This is a genomic window from Corynebacterium sp. NML 150383, from assembly GCF_002285085.1.
Taxonomy (GTDB): domain Bacteria; phylum Actinomycetota; class Actinomycetes; order Mycobacteriales; family Mycobacteriaceae; genus Corynebacterium; species Corynebacterium gottingense.
In genome coordinates, this window is the sequence record NZ_NSGK01000002.1 from 140,079 (window position 1) to 164,961 (window position 24,883).

The 24,883-nt window shown below is 65.0% G+C and carries 19 protein-coding genes and 4 tRNA genes; 21 read left to right on the top strand and 2 right to left on the bottom strand.

Annotation, left to right across the window (positions count from 1 at the left end; all coding sequences use genetic code 11):
- Positions 1-96 precede the first annotated feature (96 nt).
- Positions 97-786 carry a demethylmenaquinone methyltransferase gene (locus CKJ85_RS02675; RefSeq protein ID WP_095553350.1) on the top strand — a complete coding sequence of 230 codons (690 nt, stop codon included), beginning with the start codon at positions 97-99 and terminating at the stop codon, positions 784-786.
- Between the two features lie 13 nt (positions 787-799).
- On the opposite strand, the gene CKJ85_RS02680 is transcribed toward CKJ85_RS02675, so the two are convergent.
- The gene (locus tag CKJ85_RS02680) at positions 800-2,020 is read right to left on the bottom strand and encodes a geranylgeranyl reductase family protein (protein ID WP_369825018.1); all 1,221 of its coding nucleotides are present in this window, start codon (positions 2,018-2,020) and stop codon (positions 800-802) included.
- Positions 2,021-2,178: 158 nt separating this feature from the next.
- On the opposite strand from CKJ85_RS02680, the gene CKJ85_RS02685 reads away from it, so the two are divergent.
- The 20 genes from CKJ85_RS02685 (at position 2,179) to CKJ85_RS02780 (ending at position 19,172) form a co-directional block, all read left to right on the top strand.
- Positions 2,179-3,195, top strand: a complete 1,017-nt coding sequence (locus CKJ85_RS02685; protein WP_095553352.1) for a polyprenyl synthetase family protein — start codon at positions 2,179-2,181, stop codon at positions 3,193-3,195.
- 80 nt (positions 3,196-3,275) lie between these two features.
- Positions 3,276-3,357, top strand: a tRNA-Tyr gene (locus tag CKJ85_RS02690).
- Positions 3,358-3,795: 438 nt separating this feature from the next.
- A tRNA-Thr gene (locus tag CKJ85_RS02695) sits at positions 3,796-3,868 on the top strand.
- A 26-nt stretch (positions 3,869-3,894) separates the two neighbouring features.
- Positions 3,895-3,966 (top strand) — tRNA-Met (locus tag CKJ85_RS02700).
- 72 nt (positions 3,967-4,038) lie between these two features.
- Positions 4,039-4,114: transfer RNA gene (locus CKJ85_RS02705), tRNA-Trp, on the top strand.
- 24 nt (positions 4,115-4,138) lie between these two features.
- Positions 4,139-4,459, top strand: coding sequence for a preprotein translocase subunit SecE (secE, locus tag CKJ85_RS02710; protein ID WP_095275092.1), 321 nt, complete (start codon positions 4,139-4,141; stop codon positions 4,457-4,459).
- A gap of 136 nt (positions 4,460-4,595) precedes the next feature.
- The gene (nusG, locus tag CKJ85_RS02715) at positions 4,596-5,546 is read left to right on the top strand and encodes a transcription termination/antitermination protein NusG (RefSeq protein WP_095553353.1); all 951 of its coding nucleotides are present in this window, start codon (positions 4,596-4,598) and stop codon (positions 5,544-5,546) included.
- Positions 5,547-5,736: 190 nt separating this feature from the next.
- On the top strand, positions 5,737-6,165 hold the full coding sequence (gene rplK / locus CKJ85_RS02720; RefSeq protein ID WP_095275090.1) for a 50S ribosomal protein L11: 429 nt from the start codon (positions 5,737-5,739) through the stop codon (positions 6,163-6,165).
- Between the two features lie 79 nt (positions 6,166-6,244).
- The gene (gene rplA, locus CKJ85_RS02725; RefSeq protein WP_095553354.1) at positions 6,245-6,955 is read left to right on the top strand and encodes a 50S ribosomal protein L1; all 711 of its coding nucleotides are present in this window, start codon (positions 6,245-6,247) and stop codon (positions 6,953-6,955) included.
- Between the two features lie 118 nt (positions 6,956-7,073).
- The gene (locus CKJ85_RS02730) at positions 7,074-8,738 is read left to right on the top strand and encodes a TIGR03773 family transporter-associated surface protein (RefSeq protein WP_095553355.1); all 1,665 of its coding nucleotides are present in this window, start codon (positions 7,074-7,076) and stop codon (positions 8,736-8,738) included.
- A complete protein-coding gene (locus CKJ85_RS02735; RefSeq protein WP_165765692.1) occupies positions 8,735-10,279 on the top strand; it encodes an anchored repeat ABC transporter, substrate-binding protein in 1,545 nt (514 codons plus the stop codon). Before CKJ85_RS02730 ends, CKJ85_RS02735 begins: the two co-directional genes overlap by 4 nt.
- 15 nt (positions 10,280-10,294) lie before the next feature.
- A complete protein-coding gene (locus CKJ85_RS02740) occupies positions 10,295-11,212 on the top strand; it encodes a choice-of-anchor M domain-containing protein (RefSeq protein WP_095553356.1) in 918 nt (305 codons plus the stop codon).
- Positions 11,212-12,027: an anchored repeat-type ABC transporter ATP-binding subunit gene (locus tag CKJ85_RS02745; protein WP_095553357.1), complete on the top strand. Its 816-nt coding sequence runs from the start codon at positions 11,212-11,214 to the stop codon at positions 12,025-12,027. The genes CKJ85_RS02740 and CKJ85_RS02745 overlap by 1 nt, the downstream gene beginning before the upstream one ends.
- Positions 12,020-12,898 (top strand): anchored repeat-type ABC transporter permease subunit, encoded by an 879-nt coding sequence (locus tag CKJ85_RS02750; protein WP_095275085.1) that lies wholly within the window; start codon positions 12,020-12,022, stop codon positions 12,896-12,898. Before CKJ85_RS02745 ends, CKJ85_RS02750 begins: the two co-directional genes overlap by 8 nt.
- The gene (locus CKJ85_RS02755; RefSeq protein ID WP_095553358.1) at positions 12,899-15,385 is read left to right on the top strand and encodes a choice-of-anchor M domain-containing protein; all 2,487 of its coding nucleotides are present in this window, start codon (positions 12,899-12,901) and stop codon (positions 15,383-15,385) included. It begins immediately after the preceding gene.
- Between the two features lie 285 nt (positions 15,386-15,670).
- On the top strand, positions 15,671-16,192 hold the full coding sequence (rplJ, locus tag CKJ85_RS02760) for a 50S ribosomal protein L10 (protein WP_095275083.1): 522 nt from the start codon (positions 15,671-15,673) through the stop codon (positions 16,190-16,192).
- 64 nt (positions 16,193-16,256) lie between these two features.
- Positions 16,257-16,646 carry a 50S ribosomal protein L7/L12 gene (gene rplL / locus CKJ85_RS02765; RefSeq protein WP_095275082.1) on the top strand — a complete coding sequence of 130 codons (390 nt, stop codon included), beginning with the start codon at positions 16,257-16,259 and terminating at the stop codon, positions 16,644-16,646.
- A 224-nt stretch (positions 16,647-16,870) separates the two neighbouring features.
- Positions 16,871-17,344, top strand: coding sequence for a hypothetical protein (locus tag CKJ85_RS02770; protein ID WP_095553359.1), 474 nt, complete (start codon positions 16,871-16,873; stop codon positions 17,342-17,344).
- A gap of 3 nt (positions 17,345-17,347) precedes the next feature.
- Positions 17,348-18,073: a hypothetical protein gene (locus CKJ85_RS02775; protein ID WP_095553360.1), complete on the top strand. Its 726-nt coding sequence runs from the start codon at positions 17,348-17,350 to the stop codon at positions 18,071-18,073.
- Between the two features lie 55 nt (positions 18,074-18,128).
- Positions 18,129-19,172, top strand: coding sequence for a DUF1877 family protein (locus CKJ85_RS02780; protein ID WP_095553361.1), 1,044 nt, complete (start codon positions 18,129-18,131; stop codon positions 19,170-19,172).
- Between the two features lie 101 nt (positions 19,173-19,273).
- Here CKJ85_RS02780 and CKJ85_RS02785 read toward each other — a convergent pair whose 3' ends face one another.
- Complete coding sequence (locus CKJ85_RS02785; protein ID WP_158221602.1) at positions 19,274-24,376, bottom strand: Rib/alpha-like domain-containing protein; 5,103 nt, start codon at positions 24,374-24,376, stop codon at positions 19,274-19,276.
- Positions 24,377-24,883 lie beyond the last annotated feature (507 nt).

Genomic DNA, 24,883 nt, shown 5'->3' on the forward strand with positions numbered 1-24,883 from the left:
TGGTGGATAGAAGTTTAAACTTCGATATAGCGAAGTTACAAGAGGGGCTCCGGCGAATACCCACTGAAGTGGGGTGGAGCCGTACAATGCATTCCTATGGCCAAGGCAGATCTGGAGAAAAAGCCCTTCGACGTCGCCGGCATGTTTGACGGCGTGGGCGAAAAATACGACCTCACCAACACCATCCTGTCTTTTGGGCTGGATAAGTACTGGCGGCGTCGTACGCGCAAGCGCCTCCACCTGCAGCCGGGGGAGAAGGTCCTCGACCTCGCCGCCGGCACCGCGGTTTCTACCGTGGAGCTGGCCAAGTCGGGTGCCTGGGTGGTGGCCTGCGACTTCTCCCAAGGCATGCTCGCCGCGGGCCGCGACCGCGACGTGCCCAAGGCGGTGGGCGATGCGATGCACCTGCCTTTTGCCGACGCCACCTTTGATGCCGTCACCATCTCCTACGGCCTGCGCAACGTCTACGACTTCGAAGCAGGCCTGCGCGAAATGGCGCGCGTGACCAAGCCAGGCGGGCGCCTCGCCGTCAACGAGTTCTCCACCCCGGTCGTGCCCGGTTTCCGTACCTTCTACAAGGAGTACCTGCCGGTCGCGCTGCCGCTTTTGGCCAAGGTCTTTTCCTCCAATGCGGAGGCCTACGAGTACCTTGCAGAATCCATTCGCGCGTGGCCGGATCAGGAGGAGCTGGCCGCGGCGATCAACCGTAATGGCTGGCAGGACGCAGGCTGGCAGGATTTAAGCGCGGGCATTGTGGCGCTGCACAGCGCGACGAAGCCTGCCTAGCCCCGCACACGCGTTAGCGTGGGTCCCACAGCGCCTCACCACGTGGGGCGAGGCGCCCGGCGGCGCGCCACGCGCGTGCGATGAGGTCCGTGTCTTCCTCGGTGACCAGGTTGCCCATCAGTCGTGCCGCCGCCGGCATGAGGTAGCGCCCGCCTAATCCTCGCAGCGCGAGCGGGCCCGCGGCGGGAAGGAACTGCGGGTAGGTGAGCAGGCGCGCGGCCGTGCGGGCGAGCGCGAACGCGTCGCCGTAGGCGCGGCGCAGCGCGTACGGCCACGCAAGGGTGAGGTCCTTGCCCTCGCCGAGGAGCTCCACTGCCATCACGGCCGTTTCCATGCCGTAGTCGATGCCCTCGCCGTTGAGGGGGTTGACGCAGGCGGCGGCGTCGCCAATCAGCGCCCAGTTCGGGCCCGCCACGTTGGACACCGCGCCGCCCATCGGCAGCAGCGCCGAGGTCACGTGTTGCGGCTCGCCCAGGTCCCAGTCGTCGCGCTGCTGGCGGGCATAGTGCGCGAGCAGCTTCTTCGTGTTCACCTTCGCAGGGCGCGCCTGGGTGGACAGGGCGCCGCAGCCGAGGTTCACGGTGCCGTCGCCAAGCGGGAAGATCCAGCCGTAGCCGGGCTGGATCTCGCCCGCGTCGTCGCGCAGCTCTACGTGCGAGTGCATCCAGGGCTCGGTGCTCAGCGACGTCGTGCAGTAGGACCTCGCGGCAATCCCGTACACCTGGTCCTTGTGCCAGGCCCGCCCGAGCGACTTGCCAAAGGGGGAGCGCACCCCGTCGGCAACGATGACCCAGCGGGTGCGCACCGGGCCGCGGTCCGTGTGGACGGCGGTGATGGCGCCGTGGGCGTCGAAGTCCGCCCCGGTCGCCGCGCAGCCGTGCCAGACGGTGGCTCCGGAGGCGGCGGCCTGGTCGGCGAGGGTGGCGTCGAAAAGCGAGCGGGGGCTCGCGGAGCCTTGCGTGCCGTAGCGGCCGGCGGGCCAAGGCGCGGTGACGCTGCCGCCGTAGCCGTGGAGCTTAAGGCCGCGGTTGCGGTAGGCGGGGAGTGCTGATTCGAGGCCGAGCGTGCGCAGCGTGTGGACGGCGCGCGGGGTGAGGCCGTCGCCGCAGGTTTTGTCGCGGCGGTGCGGTTGGGCGTCGAGAAGCAGGGTGCTCAGGCCCGCGCGCTGGGCGGCGATCGCCGCGATCGAGCCGGAGGGGCCAGCGCCAACAACAACGCAATCAACAACATCCATCACGGACAACATTGTGCCAGAGGCGTTGACAGCCCCCGCTGGTACACCCGGTGGCCAGCTTGCACTACGGTTGAGTGCGATAATTGTGCGCCGCAAAGCGCTGCCCGGGAACCGGGTGGCGCCGCGGCCGTCTCGCCCAACCTGCAAGGATGGTACCGATGGCCAACATCAACCACCCGTCGCCGCGCCATGGATACGACATGGACCTCGGCGACGACGCCCTGAACACCCGCATTGCGCAGGGGATGGGCGAGGTTGAACGCGTGCTGCTCGAGCGGCTCTCGCAGGGCGAGGAGTTCATCACGGACAAGGTCACGCACCTGGCCGTGGCCGGGGGCAAGCGCTTCCGCCCGCTGATGGCGCTGTTGTGCAGCGAGTTCGGGCCCGACACCGCGTCGGAGAACGTGGTGAAGTCCGCCGTCATTACAGAGATGGTCCACCTGGCCACCCTCTACCACGACGACGTGATGGATGAGGCGGAGCGGCGCCGCGGCGTCGACTCGGCCAACTCGCGCTGGGACAACACCGTGGCCATCCTGGCCGGCGACGTGTTGTTCGCCCACGCGTCGCGCATCATGAGCGAGATCGACACCGCCACGGTCGCGCACTTCGCCGACACCTTCCAGGAACTGGTTACGGGGCAGATGCTGGAGTCGCTCGGCGCGCGCGGCGGCGACCCGGTCGAGCATTACATGAAGGTGATCGAGGGCAAGACGGGCGTGCTCATCGCGTCCGCCGCGTACCTGGGCGCCACCCACGCCGGCGCGAGTCAGGAGGTGGTGGCGAGCTGCCAGCGCCTCGGCGCCGCCGTCGGCATGGTCTTCCAGATCGTGGACGACATCATCGACATCTTCTCCGACCCCGCGCAGTCCGGCAAGACCCCCGGCACGGACCTGCGCGAGGGCGTGTTCACCCTCCCGGTCCTCTACGCCATGCAGGAGGACTCGGAGGCGGGGCGCGAGCTGCGCGCGATGCTCACCGGCCCGCTGCAGACGGATGAGGAGGTGCAGCGAGCGCTCCAGTTGATCGGCCAGACCAACGGGCGGGAGCGAGCGCTTGACGACGTCAACGCCTACCTCGCCGCCGTCAACCGCGAACTCGAGACGCTCCCGGCCGGGCCCGCCAACGACGCGCTGCGCCAGCTGTCCCGCTACACCGTCGACCGCGTGGGATAGCGCCTTTCACCCTGATGACCAGCCGATTTGCAAAGGGTTGGCGGTAGTGTTGTAAAGTATTCAACGCACTTAAGGTGCACGCCAGGTTGCCCGAGCGGCCAAAGGGAGCGGACTGTAAATCCGCCGGCATTGCCTTCAGAAGTTCGAATCTTCTACCTGGCACACTCACCCACCACCACGTACGCGAGTACGGGGCGGTGGGTTTTTCGTGCGTGGGGGTGGGCGGGGCTTGGGCGGGGCTTGGGCGGGATGACGAGAACGGCCTGTTTGACGAGATCAGGATGACGAGGGTGCGGGGATTTTGTCGCATCCTCGTCACGGGGTTCTCGTCTAGTAGGCGGCAGCCTGAACTATCCCTCGCCACAGCGACCCGCGTGGCGCCTGCAGCGCCGGAGGCACGGTACCGCCGCCGCGTGGAGGAGCGCACGGTCGCGCCTCCAATGCGCAGGGCTCCGGTAGCGTTTATAAGCGTGTGAAAAACGGCCTAAAAACCCGCCCTGTAGTGGCGATTTGTGTTCTTTAACGCTATCGGGTTAATCTTCTTAAGGCTTCAACGGAGCGGGTCACACCGAAAGGTGAGACTCACAACAAAGAGGCTGTGCCCCCTTAGCTCAGTCGGCAGAGCGTTTCCATGGTAAGGAAAAGGTCGACAGTTCGATTCTGTCAGGGGGCTCTGTTGTTTGCGTAAGGCAAACACATGGCGGTGTAGCTCAGTGGTAGAGCAAACGACTCATAATCGTTGTGTCGAGAGTTCAATTCTCTCCATCGCTACTCACCTCAAGCGGATGCTCCGGCGTTCGTGGTAGGGTTAGGCCCCTGTAATTGTTTACAACGCAGGGACCTAGGGGCGTGGCGCAATTGGTAGCGCAACGGTCTCCAAAACCGTAGGTTGCAGGTTCGAGTCCTGTCGCCCCTGCCAAAGCATGAATGTGGAGGAGTTTTCTTGACTAACCCCAACGGTCAGAACCCGGCACGGCCAACCGGCAAGCGTCAGCTGGGCGGGGCGTCTCCGATCTCCACCGACTCCTACGAAGAGAAGCGCACCCCCGCGAAGCGCGATGGCGATGACGCCGAGAAGAAGAACGGCGCCGCAGCGTTCCCGGGCGAGGTCGTCTCCGAAATGCGCAAGGTCATCTGGCCGACCGGCAAGGAGATGCTCAACTACACGCTCATTGTGTTTGCCTTCCTGATCGTGTTGACCGTCATGGTGTGGGGCACCGACAGCCTGGCTAGCCTGCTGGTTGAATGGATCTTCATTCGTTAGCTATAATGCGAACGGTTACTTAATATCCCGCTTCCTCGGACTCCGAGGGGCGGGATAAGTTTTTGTCCCACCGCGCGCGAACCACCAACGTGAGTACGCTAGGGCGGGGAATTTACGGAGATAAAGGAGACGGACCATGGCAGTGGAAAACAACGACGCCCTGAACACGGTCGAGGAAAACGAGCTGGAAATGATCGACGAGGGCGCGCCCGTCACCGATCAGACCGACCCCGAGGAGGAACTGGCTGAGCAGCAGGCCGACTCTGCCGAGCCGGAGACCCCCTCCGAGCAGGAGGAAGAGCTCGAGATGATCGACGAGGGAGCCCCGGTCACCGAGGACACCGACCCGGAGACGGAAAGCACCGAGGGTGCGGAGACCACCGAGGGAGATGCCGAGGCAGCTGCCGCCGCGGCGCTTGGCGACGATTCCGCGGCCGAAGCGGACAGCGAGTACCGCGCCCGCCTGCGCGCTTACGTCCGCGAGCTGAAGAAGCTGCCGGGCGAGTGGTACATCATCCAGTCCTACTCGGGCTACGAGAACAAGGTGAAGACCAACCTGGAGATGCGTATCCAGACGCTCGAGGTGGAGGACTCCATCTACGACGTGGTCGTGCCGATCGAGCAGGTGCTGGAGAAGAAGGACGACAAGCGCAAGCTGGTGAAGCGGAAGCTGCTGCCGGGCTACGTCCTGGTGCGCATGGAGATGAACGACGCTGCCTGGTCCGTGGTTCGCGAGACCCCGGGCGTGACCAGCTTCGTGGGCAACGAGGGCAACGCGACGCCGGTGAAGCACCGCGATGTGGCGAAGTTCCTCATGCCGAAGGCGGAGCCGGTTGAGGGAAAGAGCGTCGCGAATGCGGAGGGCGAGACCGTCATCGCGATGCCGGAGGAGGAAGAGAAGCCGAAGGTCACCCACGACTACAAGGTGGGCGAGGCCGTCACCATCCTGTCGGGCGCGTTCGCGTCCGTTGCGGGTACGATCTCCGAGATCGATGAGGAGACAGGCAAGATCCAGGCGCTGGTGTCCATCTTCGGCCGCGAGACTCCGGTCGAGCTCACGGCTGACCAGATCGAGCGGATTATGTAGGCGTGGCGTCGAGAAGCGTTTTGCTTCTTGCGCCCCACCTGCCGTAAGGTAAAACGTCGCGCGTGCCCGCACAAGGGCTGCGCGACGTTTTCTATTCGTCTCCCCGGTGGCTCCGGGAAAGCGGGGCATCCGGAAGCGTGCCGCCAAACATCGTGGGCGGGGCGCTGTACCAAGGAATTGAGGTTTAACGATGGCTAAGAAGAAGGTCACTGGCCTGATCAAGCTGCACATCGAGGCAGGCATGGCGAACCCGGCACCGCCGGTTGGCCCGGCGCTCGGTGCGCACGGCGTGAACATCGTCGAGTTCACCAAGGCCTACAACGCCGCCACCGAGTCCATGCGCGGCAACATCATCCCGGTGGAAATCACCGTCTACGAGGACCGCTCCTTCGACTTCATCCTGAAGTCCCCGCCGGCAGCTTCCCTGCTGCTCAAGGCTGCGGGCATCAAGAAGGGCTCCGGCGTCCCGCACACCCAGAAGGTCGGTTCCGTGACCTGGGATCAGTGCAAGGAGATCGCTGAGACCAAGAAGAAGGACCTCAACGCCCGCGACATCGAGGCTGGCGCCGCGATCATCGCTGGTACCGCCCGCTCCATGGGCATCACCGTCGAGAAGTAAACCCGCTCGACGCAGGTGGGAGGGCCGGCCAGGCCCGTACCACCACTCCTGACATCACATACGAAGAAAGGAACGCAACATGGCTAAGAAGTCCAAGCGTTACAACGAGACCCTCGCACAGGTCGACCGCGACGCCCTGTACCACCCGCTCGACGCGGTGAAGCTGGCGCAGGAGACCTCCTCCAAGAACTACGACGCCACCATCGACGTCGCCATGCGCCTGTCCGTCGACCCGCGCAAGGCTGACCAGCTGGTCCGCGGCACCGTCAACCTGCCGCACGGCACCGGTAAGACCGTCCGCGTCGCAGTCTTCGCCGAGGGCGAGAACGCCACCAAGGCACAGGAGGCTGGCGCCGACATCGTTGGCACCGACGAGCTCATCGAGCAGATCAACAACGGCCAGCTCGACTTCGACGTTGCCATTGCAACGCCGGACCAGATGGCCAAGGTCGGCCGCGTCGCTCGTGTCCTCGGCCCGCGTGGTCTCATGCCGAACCCGAAGACCGGCACGGTTACCCCGGATGTCGCAAAGGCTGTCCAGGAGTCCAAGGGTGGCAAGATTGCCTTCCGCGTGGACAAGGCTGCCAACCTGCACGCGCTGATTGGTAAGGCATCCTTCACCGCCGAGCAGCTCGCCGAGAACTACGGCGCGCTCCTCGACGAGGTGCTGCGCCTGAAGCCGGCATCCGCCAAGGGCATCTACCTGAAGAAGATCGTGGTTTCCGCGACCCAGGGCCCGGGCGTCCCGGTTGATTCCTCCGTGCAGAAGGACTACGCCACCAAGGCCTAAGTTTCGCACACTCTCAGCGCCCCGGTGCCAGACTTGAGAAAGTCCGGCGCCGGGGCGCTTTTTGCTTGCTCACCTGGACGACTTGCCATGCGTGCTTAATGAAAATAGTCTTCATTAAGTGGAAATCTTCGGAGTGACTTGTGGGCGACGCAAGGTGGCGTCGATACTCTCTGCGCTGTTGCTGGTGTTTCTCGCGCCGATCGCGCACGCGGCGGAGCTCAGCCTGGATACCGGGCACATCGACGCGTTTGCGGTGCGCCCCGACGGCGACGGGATTGCGCTGAGCCTGCAGGAGGACGTGACGGGGTCGCATGTGCAGCACGCCCCCGAGGACGTCACCCTTGTTGTCGGCGAGCAGGCCTATACCGAGGACACCGAAAGTGTCGACGAGATTGGCGCGCCAGGCTACCTGCTCCCGCAGACGCAGCAGTCGGACCTCATCTGGCCGGGCTGGGACACGCAGGCGCTCGCCGGCGCGGGGATCAGCGACATCGACATCGAATTCCTTGACGTCTCCGGACCAGGCGAGGTGTACCTTTTCCAGGCGCAGGGGCTCGGCGGCGTTGGGCCAGTGCTTGACGACGCCACCCTCGCCCTCAACGCAGGCGCGACCATCCACCAGGACACGCCTGCGCACGCGCACGCAAACTGGTTGTTCACCGAGCCCGGCACTTACACGATGCGGGTCGTGGCGCACGCGGGCGGCGCGACGTCGAACGAGGCGACCTACACCTGGATGGTGGGGGAGGCTGACTCGGCCGAGACAACACCGACCCCGGCGGACTCTGCGACGCAGAGTGACGACACTTCGGCGCTCGGCGGCTTGGCTGACACGGACGAGCCGGAGGCGTCGCACCGGGTGGAGACCTACGCTGGCGAGCCTGCCGAGCCCGCCGAGGGCACTGAGGCCGCAACCGCCGCGTCCAGCGAGTCCTGCAAGCCGGCCCTGAGCCCGCAGGTGAAGGACGACCGACAGGTGCCCGCGACGTGGAACGACCCCGCCACGATGGTCTTCGGGCTCGGCGATGCCGCAACGACCACACTGCCCGAGGACGTCGGACCGATCCCGGCCGGAGAGGCCTGGATGATCGGCGCGACCCAGCAGGCCGGTGTGCCGTGGCTGGGCGCGAACACCCAGCACGAGTCCCTGCTGGAGCACACCACCGGCGAGGTGACGTGGGAAGTCACCGACTTCGACGGGCCCGGCAACATGTTCGTGTTCACCCAAGGCGGCTTGGGCAAGATTGTGGGCGAGGAGTGGTTCCGCGCCGAGCACGGCACCGCGCAGGGCGCCCACACCATTCCGGCGAACTCGCACGTGCACCCCAACTGGGTCTTTAGCGCCCCAGGCACCTACCACGTGACCGTGCGCCACACCGCCACAGCGAAGGACGGCACTGAACTCAGCGGCGCCGCGACGCTCACCTTCGAGGTGGGCGGTTCCGGTAACGCCGACGACGGCCACTTCGACTTCGGCTCCGTCTACGACGCGGAGGGGGACTGCGGTGGCGCGGGCGCAGCCGGCACCGGCTCCACAGGCCCCGCAGGCCCCGAAGGCTCCGCGGGCTCCGCAGATTCCGGCAGCGAAAGCGCGGCCGCCGGGGTGACGGGGAGTTCGGCGTCCGGGTCCCGCAGCGGCGGGCTCGCCGAGACCGGCCCAACCGTGATGACGCTGCCCATCGCCGTGCTGGGGATTGGCGTGCTCGTCTTCGGCGGCGGCATGCTCTGCCTGGACACGGCGCTGCGGCGCCGCCTGCTCGCCGCGCTTGGGGCCACCAAGTGAGGCGCGCGACCACCCGTGCCGTCGGCGCGTGCGCCGTCGTTGCGTTGGCCGCGTCGCTGGGCGGCTGTGGCAGCGCGAGTGGCGACCAGGGCGACGACGGCACCCTCAACGTCGTCGCGTCCACCTCGATCCTCGCGGACGTGGTGAGCAACGTCGCGGGCGACGATGCGACCGTGACCTCGCTGATGGGCCGCGGGGTCGACCCGCACACCTACGAACCGAGCCTGCACGCCACCCGCGACATCGCCTACGCCGACGCCGTATTCACCAACGGCCTGCTCCTCGAGCCGCAATCGCTGTCCCACACCATCGACTCCACCGTCCGCGAAACGGTGCCCGTCGTGCCGGTCGCGGAGCAAGCGCAGCGCTACGGGTTCTCGCCAATCCCGCTCGTCGAGGACGCCAGCCTGGACACCGTGTGGCTCGGCCTCCGTGTGGACACCGGCAAATCCCTGCCACCAACCGGGGTGACGGAGCTTTCGCTTATCGACGCCCACGGCCCCGGCAATGCCTACGCCTTCATCCTCGGCACCTTCGGCACCCCCGAGGTGGTGTTCGATTCCCACGACGGCATTGACACCAACGACTCGACGGTGCTGCCTGTCGACGCGCACACCCACGTCAGCTGGGCGTTCTCCGAGCCAGGAGTGTACGAGCTGACCATGCGCGGTGAGGTCCGTGACTCCGTGGAAGATGCGGCAACCCGCGGCGAGGCCGAGGACACGTTCACGGTGGTCGTCGGCCAGGACCCGGCCCAAGTGACGCCCGGAAAAACGGTGCTGGACCAGGGGCACGTGGACATCACCACCACGCTCCGCGACGGCGAGACCCGCCTCACCCTGCGCGATGACGACCTGGGCGACCTCGACCCGGCCGACGCCGTGATCGCGGTGCCGACGACCACGCTGCAGCCCGTCCCGCCGGAGCGCGCCTTCCGTTTCCTGGGCAACCCCGGGGAGGAGACCTACCTGCTGCCGCAGGCGGTGCTGGGCAACCACGTCCACGGCGAGCTGGACCCGCACTTCTGGCACGACGTTGCTGCGGTGAAAGCCGTGGTCAAGGTGGTGCGCGACGAGCTCAGCACCGCCGACCCCGCCCACGCCGAGGACTACGCCCGCAATGCCACCGCGTACCTCGCACAGCTGGACGCGGCGGACCAGAGGATGCGGCAGGCGGTGGAGCGCATCCCGGAAGCGAACCGCAACCTGGTGACCACCCACCACGGCTACTCCTACCTGGGCGCGGCCTACGGGCTGCGCATCGCCGGGTTTGTCACGCCGAACCCCAGTATCGAGCCGAGCCCCCGCGACGTCATCGCCTTTACCCGCACGCTGGAAAACCTGCACGTCCCCGCGGTCTTTCTGGAACCACAGCTGGAAGGCAGCAGCAGCGTGCTCACGGAGACGGCGGCGCACCTGGGAATCCAGGTCTGCCCGATCTGGGGCGACACCCTCGACCCGCCGGGGGAGGGGCCCGCGGATACGTATGTGCACTTTGTAGAAGAAAACGCGGCGTCGATAAGCACTTGCCTTGCGCCATAAGAAAGGAACCCTGACATGAAACTTCAACTTGCAGCCCTCACCCTCGCCGCGGCGACCGCGCTCGCGCCCGTTGCTGGCGCACAGGGGATGGACAATGACCCCGCGCTGCAGCAGACGGTGCGCAGCGACGAGGCGATCGCGCCCGCCGGCGAGCAGGCCGTGATCTCCGCGGGCCACGTCGACCTCGGCGCGACCTTCGACGGCGACGAGCTCACCTTCCTCGCACGCGACGACTCGCAGGACCCGCCCGTGTGGCGCAGGCTTAACGACGTCGTCTTTCAGGTCTCCGACGACGCCAAACAGACCCTGCCCGACACTGGAGCCTTCGACTTCACCGGCGCGGGCGCGGGCGATGACGTGTGGGTGATCCCGCAGACCGAGGTGCAGGGTGTGCCCTGGCTGGGGTGGAATACGCAGTCGCCGTCGCTGCTGGAGCGCTCCTCAAACGGCGTGAGCCTGGAGTTCGGCGGGCACGAGGGCGACGGCGACTTCTCGCTCTTCCTGCAGCCGGGCGGGTTCCACGAGCCGCAGCTGCTGTGGTCCTCGCGCGAGGACGGCACGCAGCCGATGTGGGTGGAGCCGAATACGCACACCCACGCCAACTGGGTGTTTACCCAGCCGGGCGTGCAGCTGGTGGGCGTGCGCGCCGTGGTGAAGGACAACGAGGGCAACACCCACACCGACGAGGAAGTCGTGCGCATCGCGGTGGGCAGCGATACCGACCCCGCCGAGGCGCAGGCGGCCGAGTTCTCCGGCCCGTGGCGCGGGGCCGAAAATGGGGACGAGAATGAGGCCACGGACGGCGCCACGGATGCTGCCGCGGGCTCATCTGCTGGCAGCAACGCCGGACTCCTCGTCGCCCTGGGGATTGGCGTGCTCGTCGTCGCGCTGGTGGCCCTGTTGGTCGTGCGCTCGCGGAAGGGGCGCGCGTAATGGCCGCGAGTAGTCAAGATGCGCTGATTCGGGTCTCGGGACTCAGCGCCGGGTACCCGGGGCGCGCCGTGTTCGACGGCGTTGACCTGGACATTCTGGGCGGACAGTTTGTCGGCCTGCTCGGGCCGAACGGGGCGGGCAAAACGACGCTGCTGCGCGCCATGCTCGGCCTGATCCCTGGCGCGCGCGGCACGGTGCGCGTCGCCGGGCGCAGTGGCGTGCAGGTGCGCAAGGCGGTGGGGTATGTCCCACAGCGTCACGACGTGGCCTGGGACTTTCCCATCGACGTCGCGTCCGCGGTGCTCAACGCCACGCTGGACCTGCGGCCCTGGTACACACGCGCGGGTGCCGCGGAGCGCGACGCCGTCGCGGACGCCCTGGACAGCGTCAACCTCACCGAGCTGTCCGCGCGCCCCATCGCGGACCTCTCGGGCGGGCAGCGCCAGCGCGTTCTGGTCGCCCGCGCGCTCGTGCGCAAACCCCGGGCCCTCTTCCTCGACGAGCCGTTCACCGGCCTGGACATCCCGTCCACCGAGCAGCTGCTCGCCCTGTTCCGCGAGTTGGCGGGCCACGGCATCTCCATCGTCATGTCCACGCACAACATCGTCGAGGCCGTCGATTCCTGCGACCGCCTCATCCTCTTCCGCGGCGGGGTCGTGGCTGACGCGGCCCCCGGACAGCTGTGCGACACCCGACCGTGGATGGACACGTTTGGGGTTGGGCCGTCCTCGCCCTGGCTGGCCGCCTTGCAGACGCACGTGAAACGAGCCCAACCACACCAACCACACCGCGCCGAGGAGGCCACGCATGCTTGAGATCGGTTTCCTGCAGTTCCTCGCTGACGTGGCCAACCCGCAGCTCGCGTTCCTGCCCCGCGCGCTCGTGGCGGCGGTGCTGGCCTCGGTGCTGTGCGCCGTGGTGGGCTGCTTCGTGGTACTGCGCGGGATGGCGTTCATCGGCGACGCCGTCGCCCACGCGGTCTTTCCGGGGGTGGCCATCGCGTTCGCGCTCCACGCCTCGGTGCTGCTCGGCGGGGCTGTGGCCGGGGCGGTCGTCGCCGTCGTGATCGCCGTGCTGTCGCAGCGCAGGACGATCAAGGAGGACGCGATCATCGGCATCGTGTTCGCCGCGGCGTTCGCGTTTGGGTTGGTGATTATTTCGCGGGTCGAGGGCTACACGGCGTCGTTAAGCGCATTTCTTTTTGGCTCCCTGACTGGCGTAAGCGTGCGCGACCTGTGGGTGAGCGGCGTGACCGGCGCGGTGATCATTGCGCTGGTTGCGGCGCTGCGGCCGTGGCTCACCGCGGTGGCGCTGGATCGCGAGACCGCGCGTGCGATGAATCTGCCCGTGGCCGCGCTCGACCTGGTGCTCTACCTGTGCGTGACCGCTGCCGTGGTGATTTCGGTGCAGACCATTGGCAACATCCTGGTCATCGCGCTGCTGGTCACGCCCGCGTCCGCCGCGCGCCTGTTCACGGACAACCTGGAGACGATGATGGTGCTCGCCGCGCTGATCGGCATCGTCGGCAGCGTCCTCGGCGTGTGGCTGGCCTGGTCCTTCGACTCGCCCACGGGCGCCACGATCGTTCTGTGCGTGACCGCGATTTTCGGGCTGAGCTGGCTGTTCGCGCCGCGCCGCGGAGTGCTGCGCGCGCCGGGCCGGACGCCGCGGAAGGAGACCGTCTAGATGCGGCTGCTCAGACTCGTCGCCGCGGCGGCGCTCGTTGTTGCCAGCTTTCCGGTGGCTGCCGCCGCCGAGCTGACCGACACCGGGCACGTGCCCGGTGATGCCGGCTTCGGCGTCGACCTGCCGGCCGATACCCCGTGGGCAGGCCGCGACGGCACGACGCACCCCTGCGCAGGCCGCAAGCTGCTCTATCACTCCCACAACGACGCGCTCTACGGCACCCGCGTCGGCGGGGACCTCACCGTCATGGCAGTGGACGGGCAGCAGGTCGTAAACCAGGACGATGTCTGCTTCCGCCTGCCGCGCGACGCCGATCCGGACGGCAACGAGGTCTCCCGCATCCAGATCCCGGACGACGGCTCGCTCGACTTCCTTGGTCAGCCCGGCGATACCGTGTGGCTCGCACCGCAGTCCGTGGACTGGGCCGACAACTGGCGCCCCATCTGGTCGGGTCTCGGCGCCTTCGATCCCGCCCACGAGGGCGACCCGTCCGCCATCCCCAGCAACTTCGAGGACGACCTCATGCACTTCGACCTCACAGACATCGAGGGCCCCGGCGACGTGCACATCTTCTTCAAAAATGCCATCTCGCCCGCAGAAATCGTCTTCAACAGTGCCGACCCGCAGGCCCGCACGGTCGACTACGAAGTCGGCGCGCACGGCCACTTCAACTGGGCCTTTTCCAAGCCCGGCATCTACGCCTTGACGTGGCAAGGTAGGGCCTCGCTTATCGACGGCACGCCGCAGCACACCAAGCCCATCACCCAATACTGGCTCGTCGGCGATGACGGCGATGTGGGCCTGGCCGACGGCACCACCACCGAACTGCGCAAGGTGACCAACTATGTCGGTGGCGACCCGGGGCCGGGCGTTGAGGACGGCGGTGCTGGCGCGGATGGTGGCACCGGTGGCACCGACGCGAGCGCGCCGCTGACCACAGTGCAGCTGCTTCCGGAGGAAGGCGAACCCAGTCAAGAACCCAGCCGGGAACCCGATGACGGCTCCGCGTCGGGCGGGGGCGCGGTGGCGTCGACAAGCGAGCAGCCCAGCGCGACGCGACCGGACGAGGGGCGCTGCGAGGCGGCGCGCGCACTGCGCACCAAGCCGGAGGCGTTGATCAGCGCTGGTCACATGGATATGGGGCTGGTGGATGACGGCGGCATTGAGGCGAAGCTCATCGATGACAGTGATCCGCGCTCGCCGACCCCGCGTGACTCCGGCACGTTCCTGTTCGAGGTGCCCGACGCGGCGAGAACTCAGATCCCGGCGAACTTCCGCGCAAGCTTCCCCGGCGAACCCGAATCTATGTGGGTGCTGCCGCAGGCCCAGGCCAAGGGCCTGCCGTGGCTCGGGTTTTCCACGACGCGGCTGACGCAGGACAGCTTGGCATCAGGCAGCAACGTGAAGGTGACCATGAAGGATGTGGAAGGTCCCGGGCGGATCTTCTCCTGGCACGAGTCGCTCGGTGGCACGACACTGGAGCTCGATTCCGGCGACGCTGCGACCGCGCTGGAGTACGGGGTCAACGACCACGACCACCAGGCGTTCGGCTTTACCAAGGACGGCCTCTACTCCGCGACGTTCCGCTTCGAGGGCACCGCCATCTCGGGCGAGGCGTTCTCGAAGGAGCTGACGGCGGCGTTTGCCGTGGGTGACTCCGCAGTGGCGCAGGCGAAGAAGTACTCGTCGAGCGGGTACGCATCGCTTGACGGCACCAACTGTGCCGATTCCAGTGACGAGCCCGGCGCCGATTCTGGTGCCGACGGCTCCGACACGTGGGTGGGGGCCCTGGCCAAGGGGATCCGCTCCGTGGACAAGGAGTTTGGCGCCTTCGGGGAGAAAGCGGGGCCGTTCTTCGCGCACCTGCGTGGTGGGGGCAAGGATGCCGTCGCGACGACGTCGCCGAAGCCGCCGGCACAGCTGACGACGCCGAAGCCGCCGGCGCCAGCTCAGAGTGCTGCCAGCAGGCGGGGAAGTGGCGCGGCCGCCCCGACACGCGAGCAGCGGGTGAGCGCCTCCGCCGGCGGCAGGGGCTCCGTTGGCGGCAAGGGCTCGGAGAGCGCGAGCAGTGCTTCGCGCAAGAAGGCGGGCACCACTCCCCAGGGCAAGTCGGCGCCGAAGAAGCAGAAACCGACGAAGCAGACAACACCGAAGAAGCAAACAACGACGCCCGCGAAGCCTGACCACGGCTCCGGCGAAAAGACCACCGGCAGCGGTACCGGTGGGATCGTGTCCTCCTTCGATGGCACGAAACCGAAGCGCGGAAGCGGCAGCGATGGTGACAACGGTGAGGATGCAGCGCAGGCGCAGGTCGCGACCTCGCAGGGCATGACCGCCAGCGGCTTCTGGGGAGGACTCATTCTCGGCGTGGGCCTGATGGCTCTGCTCGGCGGCATCGTGCTCTTCACGGCGGCGGCGAAGATGCTGCGGCACGCCCCGAAACCGGGGAGCTCCAGCGCGGACGCGGCGGAATCGTTGGGAGTGTAGGCGCGATTTGGTGTTTTGGGAGGGGACCGACTAACGTACGACGCGAAGTTTGAACGGGTGAAAACCCGTGCTCAAGTTTCACCGAAGACCGTCGGTCACTCTGCCACCGCAGAGTCGAAGGAATCCCACTCCAGGGATCGGCCCACGCAGGAGAAACGTGGCTTGCCTTTCAGGGTGCCTCGTGCTTCTGCACGGGGCATTTTTCTTTGGGGCGCGTGAGCGTCGAGAAGCGAAATGCTCCGGGCGGATTGAAGGACATGAAGAATTGGAAGGAGGCGTGTGTACATGGCTAACCCGAAGAACGAGCAGGAGCTTAAGGTTCTGAAGGAAAAGTTCGAGGCAGCTAGCTCGATCGTGCTGACTGAGTACCGTGGCCTGACCGTTGGTCAGCTGCAGGAACTGCGCGGTGAGCTCGGCTTCGACGTCGAATACCACGTCGCCAAGAACACCCTCGTCAAGATCGCTGCTAACGAGCAGGGCATTGAGGGTCTCGACGATCTTCTTGTCGGCCCGACCGCTATCGCCTTTATCAAGGGCGAGGCTGTCGACGCTGCGAAGGTCATGAAGAAGTTCAACAAGGATCACGACGCATTCGTGATCAAGGGCGGCTACATGGATGGCAATGCCATCGATGCTGCTCAGGTTGATGCCATCGCCGAGATGGACAACCGCGAGACCACTCTTGCAAAGCTCGCTGGTGCCTTCGAGGGCTCCTTGGCAAAGGCCGCCGGCCTGTTCCAGGCTCCGGCGTCCAAGACGGCCCGCCTTGTCGCTGCACTGCAGGACAAGCAGGACGACGCTGCGTAACGCGAACTAACTACACACACCAAACATTCGGGCCAAAGCGCCCACAAACAGAAAGGATGCCATTATGGCTAAGCTGTCCAAGGACGAGCTCATTGAGCAGTTCAAGGAAATGACCCTCATCGAGCTTTCCGAATTCCTGAAGGAATTCGAGGAGGTCTTCGACGTCACCGCTGCTGCACCGGTTGCTGCTGTTGCTGCCGCTCCGGGCGCTGCTGGCGACGCTGCCGCTGAGGAAGAGAAGGACGAGTTCGACGTCGTTCTCGAGGACGCAGGCGCCAAGAAGATCGGCGTCATCAAGGCTGTCCGCGAGATCGTCTCCGGCCTTGGCCTGAAGGACGCTAAGGAAATGGTCGAGGGTGCTCCGAAGGCCATCCTCGAGGGCGCAAACAAGGACGACGCTGAGGCTGCAAAGGCTAAGCTCGAGGAGGCTGGCGCAAAGGTCACCCTCAAGTAAGAGCCTTTCGCTTCTCGACGTCACCCCCCGTCCACCGGTACGAAAACACCGGTGGGCGGGGGTTTCGCGTGTGTGGGGGGCAGGAGTGCAGCTCCTTTACCACTGATGAACGGGGGCTCAGGCCAGGTTGCACCCAGTAGCCCCTTCGAATTCGAAGACTATTCGGTACCCTGGCAACCTGTGAGCGCTGTACCGCGATGCGGAAGTGGAGCTCAGGACAGGGTTTGAATACATTGACGGCGAGCCATTACGAGGGGCTGATTGAAATGCTTGATGCACCTGAAAAAGAACCTGGTCGTCTCATACCTTGGATCCGGGGCTTCGACCCGGATGTCATCGAATTCAGCTTGGCGTGCGTGCCAGATTGGGTGCCGTCTGAATACCGCGAATTTTTCAACTCGTACGTTGCGTTCGAGTTCGAATACGGCGAATGGTTCGCTCCGAACCAACCGCCGAGCGATCCGAGTAGTGTGCAGGCTGGCTATTCCAGCCTGCGCGAAGCGGCTGAAGCGTTCGGCGCGGATCCGGACGCCTGGTTCCCAGTCGGGATGTTTGACGGTGATGACTACGTGGCGTACCACCGAAAGGACGACGGCGCGATCGAGTTTGGGCGCTACCACTTCTTGGACCGGGAGTTTTTGGACGGGCCATATCCGAGCATGGCTGAGTGGATGCAAACCTACGGAGTGGAGCTATAAACAATGGAACTGCACGCTGTGCGTTACGACGACCGTGTCTTCGACGAGCCGAGTGTCGACGGTATAGATTTTTCGATGGTCCGGTTTGAATCATGCACGATCACGCGCCCGCACGGGAGGCCGGGCAGTGTCTCGCATATCGCGTTCATAGATACTGAATTGTCCAGCCCAGCGTTCGATTTCCGAGCTGACTGGTTGAGCACCGTCTCCGGCTCTACCCTGCGCGATGTGGTGATTGAGGGCGGCGGTGTGCAGTCTCCGATTTCTGCGCGTGTGGTGGATTCTACGATCACCGGCGAGCTGCGCAACCTCGGGTTGAGCGAGCACTTTCGCTATGACCAGCTCGAAGGGGTTGATCTGTCCGACTGCAAACTGGAGAACGTGAGTTTTCAGGGCATCCCGATGGAGCGTGTGAAACTCTCCCCGGCGGACGAGGCGCTGTTGGTCGAGGACTGGGCAGCGGTTGCGGATGAGGTGTACGCAGTTGTACGCAGGAAGATGTCTTGTGGCGACGCGAAAGCGGAATTCGCTGCTGGGGAGGTTTTCGTCGCGCTTGAGAGTGATGCGTCGCTTTTCCGCTCGCGCTTCGGCATCACCAGGCCCGACAAATCGCTCGGCTATGACGAGCGCCGCGGCGCGCGGTATGTCCACGAGCTCGCATATACCGACAAGCCAGACTGGTTCATGGAAGTGATCCGCTCGCTGTACCGCGAGGTCGGCCTCGCGTGAGACAGTCACGTTTTCGTTCTGTAGTTGAGACTCTCACAGGTGAGGAGTTACGGACATGTTCGTGAAGTTGGATCGGAAGAACCAGTCGGAGGCTGCTACCAGTGAGCTTCTGCGGGTGGTGGAGGAAGTCAATCCTGAATTGGCAAACATGCTTGATCCGGATGCGAGCATGAGTCTGTTCGACCAACTCAAAGCGCGTGCAAGTCGGACTGAGCTCAATGCGATTCGTGAGGGGGTCCGTCCACTGGCGGAGCGATCGTTTGATGATCCACTAGCTCGCTATCTCTTTGGATATTTTCCTGGACTCGGGGTGAAAAACCCCGACATTAGCTATGTGGTTGATGAGATGGAGCGGCTCAAAGACGAGGAAATGGGCCCTGAGCTGGATGCGGTACTGAATTTCGATCTGACCATTTTGTGTGAGGTGATGTCGGCATCCAATATTGACCAACTCGACAGGCTGCTCCGGATTGAGTCAGACACGATCGCAGGGCAACAATCCGTGGTGATCCAAACAGGGGTGCGGAAAAAGTTCTTTCGTGAAGCGCCGCAGCTGCAATGGCTGGCGGCATCGCGCTTCCGGGACAGAAATAAGTACCTCGATGGTGCCCTCGACCGAATGCTGTCTGCTTCTGATAACAACAGCGTTGCTGGGGTTTCGACCGAGTCGGAGCCGCTGGCTGATGACGTAGTGAGCGGTCCCCTTCCGATCTATGTTTCGGTGCCAGCAGGGGAGTATTCGTCGCTTCTTTCCGCTGATGCGGAGACTCGTGTGGACGCGATGTTCGACGTGATGGAGGAAGAGACTTACCCGGTTGCAGATATCGACAAGATGCACGCGGCGACGCACCGGGTGCTGGTCGAACTTGTCGGTGAAGATGCTGCGACGGCGATTGTGTATGGGGGTGCGGATTTGGATCCGCAACAGGAAACGGACGGTCTGCGGGGGAACGACCCCGGTGACGTCGATAAGCTTTCGTCCTTGCTTGCTGATGTCGACCTCGGGACGTTGGAAGATTCCTTGGCGGTGGGAGAGTTGGCAGGGATTTACGCCGCAGCGGCGAAGCGCGGAGACGCTATCGCAGTGCTGATGAACTAGCGGGCGTATTGCCTGCTGCACACACAACACATCCCCCGCCCGATCGTCGCAACGACCGTGCAGGGGATTGCTGTGGGCTGCCTAAGCCCCACTACAAGGGACTAGTTTTCATCCTCCTCGTTCTTCTTTGCGTTCTTCTGCGCGGACGACTCTTGTGCGGACGAACCTTGTGCCTTGCCGCCTTCGCCGCCGCCAATCTTGGAGCTCAGGCCGTCGTACTCAGGCGCGCAGGCCTTGGCAATCTGGTCAGCGATGAGCAGACCGAGTGCGGTGAGCGCCAGAGCCGCGGCTGCGGTGCCGAGCTCGCGGGCCGGGAAGTTCGGTCCAAGCACGGACTGTGCCGCCTGGGCGAACTGCTCGTCGAAGATACCCAGCTGCTGCTGGATCTGCGTGTTCACCTGCTCGATAGCCTTGCCAGCCTCGGCGCGGAACTCCTCGAGACCCGGGATAGCCACCTGGGTAGCCACACCCAGCGGGATCAGGAGCAGGAGCGGGATGCCGACGCCCGCGAGACCGGCGATGCAGCGATCGCTCAGTTCCGAGGAACCAGTGGTCGTGCCCTGCGACTCCGAGGAAACCTTGATGACCACGACGCGGTCGCCATCCTTGGTCTCGACGACGTAGGTGCCTTCGGCCCAGTCCTTCGGGACAGTGATGGTGATGTTGCCATCAGCGTCCTTGCCCGGGTTGAGCTCGGAGATGTCCTTGATGGTGCCATCCGGGTAGCGGATCTGCAGATCCTTCGGATCGATGTCGCCACCAACGGTGACGGTATCGCCCGGCTTGACCTCAACGGTCGCACCGTTGGACACCTGCGGCGGAACCTGCACAGGGACGGTGATCGTTTCGTTCGAACCATCCGGGTAGGTCACCACGACGGGGATGTCGTAGCTTCCGCCCTTGGCGTCCTTGTCCGGGTTTACCGTCACCTTGCCGGTGCCCGGGTGGACGGTCACCTTGCCCGGGAAGGTGTGCTTACCGGGTGCGAAGGTGGTGTCCTTCGGAAGATCGGAGCCGTCCTCGTTCTTCGGGCCCTCAATAACAGTGTCCTGTTCGCGAGGCGTCGTGGTGCGGTCGCCACCGTAGGTGGGATCGTGCGCGTCGCTATCCTGCGGGTCCTTGCCATCGGTGTCGTTGCCGCCGGTGTTTCCGCCGGGGGTCGTGCCGGTATTGCCGCCGTCGCCGGGCTTATCGGAACCGCCCGAGGTGGTACCGACGGTGAAGATCGGAGACAGTGTCTCACTGGAACCATCCGGGTAGGAAACGATGACCGGGATGGTCACCTCGGTGCCGTTCGGAGTGTTCGCAGGCGCCTTGATGGTGAAGTCACCGGTGTCAGCGTCACCATCCAGGGTCCAGCCGGACGGGAACTTCGGGAAGACGAACGTCGTGCCTTCCGGCAGCTCGCGGTCGCCGTTCTGCTCGAACTTGACCGGGGTTTCGGCCGGACCGCGCTGGTTCTCGTAGCCAGGGTTGTTGTTGTCAGCCTGGGAAGTCGAGTCCTCGCTGCCCTTACCGTTGTCGCCGCCCTTACCGTCGTCCTTGTCGTCGTCTCCGCTGTCAGCCGGGATGACCTCGACGGGGACTTCAACGGTGTCGGTGGTGCCGTCCGGGTAGGTCACCTCCACGACGACAGTGTGCTTGCCGGGCTTTGCGTCCTCGTCCGGGGTGACAATGATTTCGCCGGTGCCCGGATCGACCTCGACCTTGCCAGGGAAATCGTCGTCCTTGTGCTCGAACTTGGTGTCATCCGGAAGCGCAGAACCGTCCGGGTTACGCGGTGCGTCGACGGTCTCGGTGTCACCGGGCTCGACCTTGGTGTCGCCGTCGTACACCGGCTCGTTGTCCGTTGCGTCATCGGAAGTGCCAACAACCTCGAACGGTGCGTTGACGGTCTCGCGGGAGCCATCCGGGTAGACCACGCTGACCGGAATAGACACTGCCGTACCCGGCAGAGCGGACTCGGGCGGGGTGACCGTGAAGTCGCCGTTCTCGTTCGGCTCACCGAAGGTCCAGCCAGCCGGTGCCTTCGGCAGGACGAACTTGGTGCCCTCTGGGAGCTCACGGTCGCCATCCTGCTTCAGCTCGGTCGCGGTACCCGCCGGACCGGACCCGGGGGAGTACGCCGGATCGTTGTCTACAGCGTCGGTAGAGCCGTTGTCCTTACCATCGTCCGAACCGTCATCCGAACCGTCACCGGAACCGTTGTCGCTGCCGCCGTTGTCCGGCGGGGTGATGGTGGTGTCATCCGGGATGCGGACCGGAAGGTCGATGGTTTCCTCGGTGCCGTCCGGGTAGGTGATGTCAACCGGGATGGTGTAGTCGCCCGGGGTGGCGTCCTCGTCAGGCGTGAGCGTGACCTCACCGGTGCCCGGGTCGACGGTGACCTTGCCCGGGAAGTCCGAATCGTCAGAGTCGCCCTGCTCGAAGGTCGTGTCCTCCGGCAGCGAGGAGCCGTCCGGGTTCGTGGGGGCGTCGACAAGCGTCTCCTCGCCTCGCGGAGCCTCGGTGTCCTCGTAGGAGGGGTCGTTGCCGCTTGCGTCGTTGGTCACCACGAAGACAGCCTCGGTGTCGTCGATGGTGCCGTCCGGGTAGGTGAAGCGGACCGGGATGGTCACGCGGGTGCCATCGAGCGCGTCGGGGTCCGGGGCGACGGTGAAGTCGCCAGCCTCGTTGGGCTCTCCGAAGGTCCAGCCCTCAGGAGCATCCGCGACCGTGATCTTGGTGCCCTTAGGCAGCTCGCGGTCGCCGTTCTGGGAAACCTTGGTCTCCTTGCCAGCCGCGCCCTCGGTGGTGCCGTAGCTCGGGTCGTTGTCAGCAGCCTGGTCGGAGGAGCCGGTATCGCCGCCGTCGCCGTTGTCCTTGGGGTCTTCGGGGACGGTGACGGTGACGGTGGTGGTCTCCTCGGAGTCATCCGGGTAGGTGACCTCAACTGGGATCTCGTAGTCGCCCGGGGTTGCATCGTCGTCAGGAGTGACGGTGACCTTACCGGTGCCCGGGTCGACCTCGACCTTGCCCGGGAAGTCGTTCTCGCCCGGCTTGAACGTGGTGTCCTCCGGAAGCTCGGAGCCGTCCGGGTTCTTCGGCGAATCGATCTCGGTGGGCTCGCCCTTCGGGGTCTCCGTGTCTTCGTAACGCGGGTCGTTCGTGTCCTTATCCAGCGGCAGGACGGTGAACGGCGCGGTGACGGTGTCCTGTGAGCCGTCCGGGTAGGTCACCAGGACGGGGATGTCGACCTTGCCCGGGCGAGCGTTCTTCGCCGGGGTGACGGTGAAGTCGCCGTTTTCATCCGGCTCGGACGCGGTCCAGCCGTTCGGCAGGGTCGGGGTAAAGGTGCTGCCCTTCGGCAGGTCCTGGGTTTGGTCAACCTTCGTGCCCACGCCCGGCTTGCCCTGTGCGGGCTGGTAGTACGGGTCGAAGTTCTCCGCATCGGACTTGTCCGGATCCTCGGTCGCGTTGTCGCGGGCCGGGACGGTGACCTCAACGTCGACCGTATCGGTGGTGCCGTCCGGGTAGGTGACCTTGACCGGAATGTCGTAGTCGCCCTCGCGAGCGCCGTTGTCCGGGTTGACCGTGACCTTGCCGGTACCCGGGTCGACCGTTACCTTGCCCGGGAAGCCCGGGAGCTGCTCACCGTTCGGGCCGGTGACCGGCTTAGTCGGGTGCTGCTCGAAGGTGGTGTCGCCAGGAAGGTCGGAGCCGTCCGTGTTCTTCGGGCCGTCGATGACGGTGTCGGTCCCGCGCGGCGTTTCGACGCGGCCGCCATAGGTCGGATCGTTCGCGTCGTTATCAGCCTCGCGATCGGGCTGGCCCGGGGTGACCGTGTGGCTGGAGCCGTCAGCGTTTGTAGCCAACGCGAAGTTCACGTTGGTCCAGTTGCCGCCACCGTCGCGGTGCGGGGCGGTGGCAACGTTCGCATTGTTGCCCAGGTGCTTCTGGCCAGGCACGTGGCCGTTATGCGCCCAGTCGGTGTCGGCAAGGGAGCGCTGTGCGTGGCCCGACTCGGTGTAGACGTCATTGCCCACCGGTGCGCGGAACTCAGAGGTGTTCCAGGACGACAGGTTTGTCTTGATGTTGTGGTCTGCGTCCTCGACCCACATGTAGACGTAGTCCGCGTGACGGGCCTGGTCGAAGGACGAGCGCAGCATGTAGGTGCCATCCGCCTTCACCGGTGCGGAGTAGACGGTGAAGTTCTCGGGATGCGCACGGACGTAGTCTGCCGTTCGCTTGATACGGCCCTGGATGTCGGCTGTCGTGCGGTTACCGGTGGTGTTTGTATCGCGACGGATCGCATCCAGCGCCTGGTACGCCTCGTCGTTCGGTACCGCCTGGTAGACAGTGTGTCCCTCGGCCGGAGTGTCCGTGCCGTCGAAAAGCACACCATTGTCCACGTTGATGTTGTACTGGTTCTTGGCCCACACGTTCTCCGTGTCGGTGCCCTTCATAGAGTCGTTCCATACCCGGCCGGAGTACGTACGCTTGACGGCCTTATCCGGGGTTTCGGAGAGCTGGCTCTTCAGGGTGTTCGACGCGGGGGAGACCTGGTAGACCTTGACCACCGTCTCACCCCACGTGGGGCCGCGACGGTCGTTGACTGCCACTGGGTGGATGGACCAGTTGAGGTTGCGGGAATCTTCGACGCTGCCGCTGTACCATGCGCCACCCGGGGTCGCGCGTACGACGGAGAACGGCTCGTTGATGTGCGGGTTGATCGCCGAGTTGTTCTCGCCGATCAGCAGCTGGACGTCAGCGGAGCCATCCTTCCAGGTGCCTGCAGCCAGCTTCGGGGAGCCGTCCTTGAACTCGAAGGCGTAGACCGTGTTGCCAAAGTCATCCGTGTGGGTCTTCGCCTTGTGGATGCGAGACATCTTCCCGCCACCGGTGTCGTAGCGCATGTACATGTCCGCGCCCTCCGGAACCGGGGTGTCGCTCCATGGGTTGCGCATATCGTCGACCTCCATGGTGCCACGGTCAGCGTAGGAGAGGTAGCCCCACACCACGTTGCGTTTTCCGTCGAGGACGCCCTTGTTCACGCTGTCAGTCGGCGTGATGGCATCCGCTTCGACGATGTTGGCGGGGTCCCAGTCGCTCGCGCTCGGTGCCTCGGCGGCGTGAGCCACGTTGGCAATTGCTGCGTGAGGGCCAACTACTGGAAGCGCTTGCGATCCGACGGCGATGGCCATCGAGGCTGCAAGCATTGTCATGCCGCGGCGACGGCCTCTCTTATGGGGTTGGGCAGGTGGGTAAGCCATCATATTCTCCTTAGCGTTTTCTGACGGTTTGGCACGATATTCTAAGTGAGTCTCAGGAAGCTGGAAATGGCTTTGGGGTGCCTGGGGGTGATTCGGCGACGCCAGTACGCGAAAAGGCGGTATAAATGTGTCCCTACTCACTATGTATGCGTCCAAGCTTATATCCGATCCGCGGGTAGTGCGGGGGTGATTGGGGCAGTTTTAATAGTTTTCGAACACTAACTGGTAGGTTGAAAAGGGCGGTTTACTGGCCACAAAAGGTATAGAGGTACGTATTCGTATCCGCGCAGAAGGGGGGTGGGCGTGAAGCGTCGCAAAGCGGGGTGCGAAACACACGAATGTCCTTACACATGCTGAGCCGAAGCTGTGTGCAAAAATCTTGCATTCTGAGATACCGGGGGCGCAACGCCTCGTTTGCTGAGGATGTTACGTGGTCATGCCCGCCCGCAGGGGAGCCCG

What these genes read in the sequence shown, in the direction of transcription:
- CKJ85_RS02675 (WP_095553350.1), top strand. Translation starts at nt 97, where the DNA reads ATGGCCAAGGCAGATCTGGAGAAAAAGCCCTTCGACGTCGCCGGCATG.
- CKJ85_RS02680 (WP_369825018.1), bottom strand. Translation starts at nt 2,020, where the DNA reads ATGGATGTTGTTGATTGCGTTGTTGTTGGCGCTGGCCCCTCCGGCTCG.
- CKJ85_RS02685 (WP_095553352.1), top strand. Translation starts at nt 2,179, where the DNA reads ATGGCCAACATCAACCACCCGTCGCCGCGCCATGGATACGACATGGAC.
- nusG (WP_095553353.1), top strand. Translation starts at nt 4,596, where the DNA reads ATGGCAGTGGAAAACAACGACGCCCTGAACACGGTCGAGGAAAACGAG.
- rplK (WP_095275090.1), top strand. Translation starts at nt 5,737, where the DNA reads ATGGCTAAGAAGAAGGTCACTGGCCTGATCAAGCTGCACATCGAGGCA.
- rplA (WP_095553354.1), top strand. Translation starts at nt 6,245, where the DNA reads ATGGCTAAGAAGTCCAAGCGTTACAACGAGACCCTCGCACAGGTCGAC.
- CKJ85_RS02740 (WP_095553356.1), top strand. Translation starts at nt 10,295, where the DNA reads ATGAAACTTCAACTTGCAGCCCTCACCCTCGCCGCGGCGACCGCGCTC.
- CKJ85_RS02745 (WP_095553357.1), top strand. Translation starts at nt 11,212, where the DNA reads ATGGCCGCGAGTAGTCAAGATGCGCTGATTCGGGTCTCGGGACTCAGC.
- CKJ85_RS02750 (WP_095275085.1), top strand. Translation starts at nt 12,020, where the DNA reads ATGCTTGAGATCGGTTTCCTGCAGTTCCTCGCTGACGTGGCCAACCCG.
- CKJ85_RS02755 (WP_095553358.1), top strand. Translation starts at nt 12,899, where the DNA reads ATGCGGCTGCTCAGACTCGTCGCCGCGGCGGCGCTCGTTGTTGCCAGC.
- rplJ (WP_095275083.1), top strand. Translation starts at nt 15,671, where the DNA reads ATGGCTAACCCGAAGAACGAGCAGGAGCTTAAGGTTCTGAAGGAAAAG.
- rplL (WP_095275082.1), top strand. Translation starts at nt 16,257, where the DNA reads ATGGCTAAGCTGTCCAAGGACGAGCTCATTGAGCAGTTCAAGGAAATG.
- CKJ85_RS02775 (WP_095553360.1), top strand. Translation starts at nt 17,348, where the DNA reads ATGGAACTGCACGCTGTGCGTTACGACGACCGTGTCTTCGACGAGCCG.
- CKJ85_RS02780 (WP_095553361.1), top strand. Translation starts at nt 18,129, where the DNA reads ATGTTCGTGAAGTTGGATCGGAAGAACCAGTCGGAGGCTGCTACCAGT.
- CKJ85_RS02785 (WP_158221602.1), bottom strand. Translation starts at nt 24,376, where the DNA reads ATGACAATGCTTGCAGCCTCGATGGCCATCGCCGTCGGATCGCAAGCG.